At 34.2% G+C, this 9,003-nt stretch carries 6 protein-coding genes, 1 rRNA gene and 1 other annotated feature (1 of these 8 running past the window's edge); all 7 genes read right to left on the bottom strand.

Going from position 1 to position 9,003, the window contains the following annotated elements:
* Positions 1-86, bottom strand: a 16S ribosomal RNA gene (locus BMX09_RS04640); the annotation flags it as partial.
* A 613-nt stretch (positions 87-699) separates the two neighbouring features.
* Entirely contained in the window at positions 700-2,427 is a 1,728-nt protein-coding gene (gene ptsP, locus BMX09_RS04635; RefSeq protein ID WP_089746538.1) for a phosphoenolpyruvate--protein phosphotransferase, read from the bottom strand.
* Positions 2,428-2,429: 2 nt separating this feature from the next.
* The gene (locus BMX09_RS04630) at positions 2,430-2,696 is read right to left on the bottom strand and encodes a phosphocarrier protein HPr (RefSeq protein WP_089746536.1); all 267 of its coding nucleotides are present in this window, start codon (positions 2,694-2,696) and stop codon (positions 2,430-2,432) included.
* A gap of 424 nt (positions 2,697-3,120) precedes the next feature.
* Positions 3,121-3,321 (bottom strand): cold-shock protein, encoded by a 201-nt coding sequence (locus tag BMX09_RS04625; RefSeq protein ID WP_089746535.1) that lies wholly within the window; start codon positions 3,319-3,321, stop codon positions 3,121-3,123.
* 672 nt (positions 3,322-3,993) lie between these two features.
* Positions 3,994-4,680 (bottom strand): RadC family protein, encoded by a 687-nt coding sequence (gene radC, locus BMX09_RS04620; RefSeq protein ID WP_089746534.1) that lies wholly within the window; start codon positions 4,678-4,680, stop codon positions 3,994-3,996.
* 66 nt (positions 4,681-4,746) lie between these two features.
* Positions 4,747-6,024 (bottom strand): bifunctional folylpolyglutamate synthase/dihydrofolate synthase, encoded by a 1,278-nt coding sequence (locus BMX09_RS04615; protein WP_177159536.1) that lies wholly within the window; start codon positions 6,022-6,024, stop codon positions 4,747-4,749.
* 10 nt (positions 6,025-6,034) lie between these two features.
* Positions 6,035-8,680 (bottom strand): valine--tRNA ligase, encoded by a 2,646-nt coding sequence (locus BMX09_RS04610; RefSeq protein ID WP_089746532.1) that lies wholly within the window; start codon positions 8,678-8,680, stop codon positions 6,035-6,037.
* 140 nt (positions 8,681-8,820) lie between these two features.
* Positions 8,821-9,003, bottom strand: a binding site (T-box leader); it runs 29 nt beyond the window's last position.

Below are 9,003 nucleotides of genomic sequence, written 5' to 3'. Positions count from 1 at the left end.
AAGCACCTGTTGTTTCTTCGCTCGACTTGCATGTATTAGGCACGCCGCCAGCGTTCGTCCTGAGCCAGGATCAAACTCTCATGAAAAATATTTCATGAACTTTTGAAAGCTCATTATTGTTTTGTTGCTGACTTATATTTGTTTTATTTCTATTATAAAAAGAAATTGATAGTTTGCTTCATTTAAAATGAAGCCCCTACACATTTGGTTCGTCTTCTTTGTTCAATTTTCAAAGTTCAATTCATTGTCTCGTTGACAACTATTTAATAATAGCATGCTTGTTTTATTCTGTCAACACTTTTCAAAAAAATATTTTTAAACTATCTTTTCTCAAGCAATATATATAATACCATATTACTCATTTTTTATCAACTCTTTTTCTCCTTTAAAGTTAGATTTTAATTATTGTATAGATAAAAACCAAGTAGCTATCTACTTGGTTATCAACTACGCACACTTTAAAAAACGCGGCCTGTGAGTAATACATACTAGGATATATCAGTCACAATTTACTTAGATATCTCAAGTAATAAACAATCTACTGGCTCAAGTCTTTTGAGTCTTCCAGTTGTCAAAAGGCCTTTTTAGTTTTTGTTACTATATTAGTTTTTTAGATAGACTTAGTGATTATCTGTTCTAATAAAATGATAGCAGAAACCCCATAGCTAAAAGGACGGGATTTCTGCCGATTTTTTAAAATTAAATTGATGCAACAGCTTCTTCTACTAATGCTTCAACTTCTTCTACAGTTGCACATTCATTGATAGCTTTTTCTGCTAATTTTTGCATATCAGAAATATTTAATTTACTAATTAAGCTTCTTGTTTTTAGTACGCTAGATGCAGACATTGAGAATTCATCTAATCCTAAACCTAATAATAATGGTACAGCCGTTTGGTCTCCAGCCATTTCTCCACACATTCCAGCCCATTTACCTTCTTTGTGTGCTGAATCAATAACATGTTTAATTAATGTTAAGATTGATGGATTATATGGTTGATATAAATATGAAACTTGTTCATTCATACGGTCAGCAGCCATTGTGTATTGGATTAAATCATTTGTACCAATACTGAAGAAATCAACTTCTTTAGCAAATTGGTGAGCTAATACTGCAGCAGCTGGGATTTCGATCATAATACCTACTTGGATACTATCACTTACTTCAACACCTTCTGCAATTAATTTAGCTTTTTCTTCTTCTAAAATGGCTTTAGCGCCACGGAAGTCGTTTAATGTTGCGATCATTGGGAACATAATACGTAATGGTCCATATACAGAGGCACGTAATAATGCACGTAATTGTGTACGGAACATTGCTGGTTCATTTAACGAAATACGAATTGCACGATATCCTAAGAACGGGTTCATTTCATGTGGTAAAGGTAAGTATGGTAATTCTTTGTCACCACCAATGTCCATTGTACGAACAACAACTGGCTTACCATTCATTCCTTCGATTACAGCTTTATATGCATTGAATTGATCTTCTTCTGTAGGCATCTCTGCAGAATCCATATATAAAAATTCAGTACGGTATAAACCAATACCTTCAGCACCATTGTTAATAACACCTTCTAAATCTTTAGGTGTTCCAATATTTGCAGCTAATTCGACTTGTTTGCCATCTTTAGAGAATGTTTCAGCATCTTTTAGCTTTTCCCATTCTGCTTGTTGTGCTGCAAAGTCTGCTGCCTTTTGTTGATATGTTGTAATTAATTCTTCTGATGGATTTAAGAATACTTTACCTTCTAAACCATCGATAATAATGATATCGCCATCTTTAGCTAATTCTGTTACTTCTTTAGTGCCAACGATTGCTGGGATTTCTAAAGAACGTGCCATAATAGCAGAGTGAGATGTACGTCCACCAATATCAGTTACGAATGCTTTAACATATTTACGATTTAATTGAGCTGTATCACTTGGAGTTAAGTCTTTAGCAACAACAATTACTTCTTCTTTAATTGTTGCCGGACTAGGAACTTTAACACCTAATAAGTTAGCCAAAATACGTTCAGCTACGTCGCGGATATCTGCAGCACGCTCTTGCATATATGGATTATCTTCCATTGAAGCAAAGATATTAATAAACATATCTGTTACTTCTTTTAGAGCTGCTTCAGCATTAACTTTTTGACTAGTGATTGCTTCTTTAATTTGACCAATTAATTCAGGATCGCTTAATACCATTAAATGAGCATCGAATACTTGTGCTTCTTCTGCTCCTAAATTATTTAAAGCTGTTTCACGAATTAATTCAACTTCTTTTGTTGAAACTTCTAGGGCATTATCTAAGCGTGTTACTTCTGCATCAGTATCTTCCACGGCTACCTTTGTAAAAGATAGATCTGGTTCTGTTAATGTATATACTTTAGCAATGGCAATTCCATCACTTGCAGCAATACCTTTTAAAGTTGGATTCATCATTATTCAGCTAAACCTTCTTTTTTCATTGTTTCAGCAATTGCTGCCATTGCATCAACTTCATCTTCACCTTCAACTGTAATAACAACGTCAGCACCTTGACCCACACCTAAAGACATTACACCCATAATTGATTTTAAATTAACTGTTTTGCCTTTGTATTCTAATTGTACTTCTGAGCTAAATTTGCTAGCTGTTTGTACTAATAATGTTGCTGGACGAGCGTGAATTCCTGTTTCTGCGATTACGTGATATTGTTGTTTTTCCATTGTAAAATTCCCCTTTTATTTTAATTTTTATCTAGGCGTAATAATTTTTAACTTTCAGTAACTTTCATTACTTTTAAAGTATGAAAACCTTAGGCCTTTCCACATAAGATTACCATTTTTTGGAAAAATATACAACTATTTGCGCCGATATTTGTTAGCTTAAAAACACTATAATTCACAATATCATAGCCTTTTTACGAACTATCTCGTTAACGAAACTTGTTTTTTATTATTTTAATAGGATTTTAATAATTTCAAGTGAATAATATCCTTTTATAGCTAATGTGATTTTTTCACAAAAACTCCCTAAAAAACTTTTAACGATTAATAAAATTACCTTTCTATTTACATTACTTATCATTTCCAAAAAAACAAAAAAAGAGATACAACCTAAGTCATATCCCTTGTATATTTGATATTAGAATTATAGTTTAACTACGTTAGCAGCTTGTGGTCCACGAGCGCCTTCTTCTACTTCAAATTCTACAGCTTGTCCTTCTTCTAAAGTTTTGAAGCCGTCAGTTTGGATTGCTGAGAAATGTACGAATACGTCGTCTCCGCCTTCACGTTCGATAAATCCAAAACCTTTTTCTGAGTTAAACCATTTTACTGTACCTTGTTCCATTATGTTGTTCCTCCTTGTGCCTTAGCACATTGTATTTTCATATTCTTGCTATCGGCTCGAAAGGAGTTTTAAAAACTTTTTCTTTACCTAACAAAAACACTATAGTTAGTATAGCATTCATTGAATAGGTTTACAAGCATTATCATTAAAATATTTTAATATTGCTATTATACTTTATTAATTAATATTTAATGAAATAACTTTCTTTTTTACCTTACAAAAACAATAAATTAATTATATCATCTTTATCGTATCAATGCAAGGGTTATTTGAAATAAATTTATTTACTTTACTCTTTTACCTAAAATATAACTGTAAATTGCAGTTTTTTTATTTACCTAACAAAAACATTAAACTAACTATAACATGTATTTTTCTGTGATGCAAGGAAAATAGATATATTATTCGATTTATTTCTAGTATTAATATTTTTTGGCGTATTATTAAGATGATTTTCTTTTATTACTAGACCTTTTGTTTCTAATTGATAGCTTTGTGTCTATACTTTTAGTGAACTACACACTAAGCTAAAGCTTAGGTGCTTCTTGTTTCATCCTCTCCTGCGTTTCCTAATCTAATTGATTATTCCTCCGTCTTACAATGGGTAGAAACATGATCGGGATTTGAAAACTATATGCTAAGCTAAACCTAAGGATATTTTTACTACTTATTTTAAAAATACCCTTTTTCTTTTAAAGATAAATAGTGATTGCTACTCACAATAATATGATCTAATACTTCAATGCCCATTAACTCACCGCATTCTACCATTCTTTTAGTGAAATTTATATCTGCATTTGAAGGTTCTAAATTACCACTTGGATGATTATGCCCTAAAATCATTTTAGCTGCAGAACATTTAACTGCTTCACGAAAAATTTCTCGTGGATGAGCAACCGCTGAATTTAATCCACCTTTAAAAACAGTTCTTTTTTTTATGATTTCATTTTTTGTATTTAAAAATAAGACTAATAAATGTTCTTGATAAGCATCACATAATTCATATTGGAATATTTTTCCTGCCACTTCTGAAGATATTATCGCTGACTCTTTTGTTGCTTGAGAGATAGCGATTCGAATTCCTAATTCTATTGCGGCTCGTAATTCAATAGCTTTAGCGCGTCCAATCCCTTTAACCGTCATTAATTCATCTAAACTAGCCATCTTCAAACCATATAAATCTTCAAATGTTGCTAAAATATCTAACGCAAGTTCTAGTACACTATGATCTTTTGTTCCTGTCCGTAAGATAATAGCTAATAATTCATGAGTTGCTAATTGCTTTTCACCATATTTTTCTAGACGTTCTCTTGGTAGCATGGTTACTGGAACTTCCATAATACTATTTTTTAATTTCATAAAAAAAACTCCCCCTTTTATTTTGTTAGTCATTATAACCTACGTAAAAAGGAGGAGTTTATTTTTTTATAGTAATAATTTTCTGATTTCTGCAATAAAATATAAGGACCCTGTTGCGTATAACACTTTCTGATCGTTCTTTTCGCATATAAATTGATGTAAATATTGAAGGTAGTCCTCATAATAAATAGCATTGATACTCTTAACGATTGTTTCAAATTCCTTTTCGCCTGCAGCATGGCTATCATTAAAAGTTGTAATGACAATCTCTGTTTGCGGTAATAATTCTCTTAATAATAAAAGCATTTCTCGATAATCTTTTTTGGCTAATGCACCGAAAAGAATAACGATTTGCTGTTGGTTTGCTGTTTGTTCTTTAATCGTTTCTACTAAGCGTTTAATTGCTGGTAGATTATGACAACCATCTAACCAGATTGATGGATTAGTCGAAACTTGTTCCATTCGTCCTGGCCATTTTGTTGTCTCTAAAGCACTGATTATTTGAGTATTTTCTACTATTAAATTGTATTTATGCATAAATATAGTAAAGGCAGTAACTGCAAGTGCAGCATTTTCCAATTGATGATTGCCGATTAAGCCAATTTTTTTAAGCAGAAGATTTTGAGATGAACGGATATATAGATAGCCGTCTCTAGTTTTTTCCATCTTAAAATCATTGCCGTATTGATATAGTGTGACGTTTTTTGTATCGGCTATTGCTTGAAAAATGGCTAAAGCTTCAGCAGGTACAGGTCCTACAACAGCAGTCTGCCCTTGTTTAAAGATGCCTGCTTTTTGTCTAGCTATTTCTTCAATTGTATTCCCTAAAAGATTTTGATGGTCTAATCCAATTGAGGTAATGACACTAATATCAGAATCTATTATATTAGTAACATCATATAAACCACCAATTCCTACTTCGATTAATGCTACATCCACTTTTTGTTCTTTAAAATAGACAAACATGATAGCTGTCATAATTTCAAAGAAGGTTAATGTCTCAAATTCAGTAGGTAATTCTTTTTCGGCTCTACGAATCATTTGGCCAATTCGTTCAAAATCACTATCTGCAATTGGTATACCATCAATTGCGATACGATCATGATACGAATTAAGATGTGGTGAAACAAATCTACCAACTACTAGCTGATGAGCCGTCATTAAGCTGTTCATAAAACTGATAGTTGAACCTTTACCATTCGTACCACTAATATGAATACTTTTAAATGTTTTTTGTGGATTGTCTAGAATATCCATTAAGGCACTTAAACGACTTAAACCATTTTTGTGTCTGAGGTATTCGCGCGACTTTATCCATTCACTAATTGTTTCAAATTGTTCCACCATTATCACCTTACCCGATTGTTTTTAATGTTTCGATACGATCTAATACTGCAAGGCGTTGTTCTTGATATTGTTCACCTTTTTGACGTTCAGCTGCAACAACTGCTTCTGGAGCTTTTGCTACGAATTTTTCGTTGGCTAATTTTTTCTCAACACGTTCAACTTCTTTAGCTAATTTAGCTGCTTCTTGTTCTAAACGAGCGATTTCATCTTCAATGTTGATTAAACCTGCTAATGGTAAGTAGATTTCTGCACCTGTGATAACTGAAGTAACAGCATCGTTTGGAGCATCGATTTCTAAACCGAATGTAAAGTTTTCTGGGTTACAGAAACGTGCGATGTAGCTTTCGTTTTCTGCTAAGATTGCTTCAAATTTAACATCTGGTACTTTAGCCATAATGTTGATTGGTTTTGATAATGGTGTATTCATATCGTTACGAACTGTACGCACGCTACGGATGAATTCCATTAAGAATTCCATTTCTTCGGCAGCTTGTTCATCCATTTGTTCTTCGTGAACGACTGGGTATGAAGCTGTTACGATTGAGTCACCAATATGTGGTACTGATTGCCAGATTTCTTCTGTTACGAATGGCATGATTGGGTGTAATAGACGTAATGTTTGGTCTAATACATATGCTAAAATGCTACGTGTAGTTTTCTTAGCTACTTCATTTTCGCCGGCTAATGTTTCTTTAGACATTTCGATATACCAGTCACAGAAATCATCCCAGATAAAGTGATACAATAGACGTCCTGCTTCACCGAATTCGAATTTCTCAAATAACTCAGTAACTTTAGCAATTGTTTGGTTTAAACGAGTTAAGATCCATTTGTCTGCTAATGTTTTCTCACCAGTGATGTCTAATTCTTCAATTGTTAAATCACCAATATTCATTAATGCATAACGGCTAGCGTTCCAAATTTTGTTGATGAAGTTCCAAGCTGCGTCCATTTTGTCTGTTGAATAACGAACGTCTTGACCTGGAGCTGAACCATTTGCTAAGAACCAACGTAATGCATCGGCACCATATTGTTCAATAACTTCCATTGGGTCAACACCATTACCTAATGATTTACTCATTTTACGGCCTTGACTATCACGAATTAACCCGTGGATTAATACGTTTTGGAATGGTTTTTTGCCTGTGAATTCTAAACTTTGGAACATCATACGACTTACCCAGAAAGTTAAGATATCATAACCTGTAACTAATGTACTTGTTGGGAAGTAGCGTTTGAAGTCTGCTGCTTCTTCATCAGGCCAGCCCATTGTAGAGAATGGCCATAATGCTGAACTGAACCATGTATCTAACACATCGCCATCTTGTGTCCAGTTTTCTGAGTCAGCTGGAGCTTCCATACCAACATATACTTCACCTGTTTCTTTGTGGTACCATGCTGGAATTTGGTGTCCCCACCATAATTGACGTGAGATTACCCAGTCGTGAATGTTTTCCATCCAACGTAAGTAAGCATCATTGAAACGTGTTGGGTAGAAGTTAACAGTATTGTCGCCTTCTTCACGTTGCGCATTGATTGCTTGTTCCGCTAAAGGTCCCATTTTAACGAACCATTGTGTTGATAAACGAGGTTCAACAACAACACCAGTACGTTCTGAATGCCCTACGCTGTGTACGTGTTTTTCGATTTTAACTAATAAACCAGCTTCTTCTAAATCTTTAACAATCGCTTTACGAGCTTCAAAGCGATCCATGCCAGCATATTTACCAGCTAATTCATTCATTGTTGCATCGTCGTTCATAACGTTAATACGTTCTAAATCGTGACGGTTACCAACTTCAAAGTCATTAGGGTCATGAGCTGGAGTAATTTTAACGACACCAGTTCCGAAATCTTGCTCAACATATTCATCAGCAATGATTGGGATTTGACGGTTAACTAATGGTAAGATTACTTCTTTACCGATTAATTCTTGGAAGCGTTCATCATCTGGGTGAACCGCAACGGCTGTATCTCCTAATAATGTTTCTGGACGAGTAGTAGCTACTTCTAATACACCTGATCCATCAGCTAATGGATAGTTCATGTGGTAGAAAGCACCTTCTAAATCTTTGTGGATAACTTCAATATCAGATAATGAAGTTTTTGCTTGCGGATCCCAGTTGATGATATATTCTCCACGGTAGATTAAATCTTTTTCATATAAAGTAACGAATACTTTTTTAACGGCATCTGATAAACCTGAATCTAATGTGAACCGTTCGCGATCGTAATCAACTGAAATCCCCATTTTAGACCATTGTTCACGGATATGACCAGCATATTCTTCTTTCCAGTCCCATGTTTGTTGTACGAATTTTTCGCGACCTAAGTCATAACGTGATAAGCCTTCACCACGTAATTTTTGTTCTACTTTAGCTTGAGTTGCGATACCAGCATGATCCATACCTGGTAACCATAAAGTATCATAGCCTTGCATACGTTTTGAACGGATAATCATATCTTGTAGCGTTACATCCCATGCGTGACCTAAGTGTAATTTACCTGTTACATTTGGTGGCGGTATTACGATTGAATAAGGTTCTGCTTTTGGATCTTCACTGGGTTTAAAGACACCTGATTCTACCCATTTTTTGTATTTTCCATCTTCCACGGCTTGCGGTTGATATTTTGTTGACATTTGTTCTGTCATCGAATCACTCCTTTTATTTTCTTAAATTATTAGAAACATTGCGTCTGATAGCATACACTATCTTGTAATATAGTCATGTCCAAGTGAGTGGCTTGTTTGGTACATTTGGGCAATAAAAAAAGCCTATGAGTAGAACTTACCCATAGGACGAAATGATCGTGGTACCACCTAATTTTGTGCATTTGCACCTTAGTGTTTGTTATCGAAGACTCTCTCCGTATTAGATTACTATCAATTCACCTAATCCACTCGCAAGCTACCTTCTAATTATCTTGAATAGAAAGCTTTCACCAGCACTTCCCTCTCTTATCAATCAAGTAATA

The organism is Granulicatella balaenopterae, from assembly GCF_900111135.1.
Classification (GTDB): Bacteria; Bacillota; Bacilli; order Lactobacillales; family Aerococcaceae; genus Granulicatella; species Granulicatella balaenopterae.
Note: the sequence above shows the minus strand (reverse complement) of the source record. Positions and strands in the feature narration are given on the sequence as shown.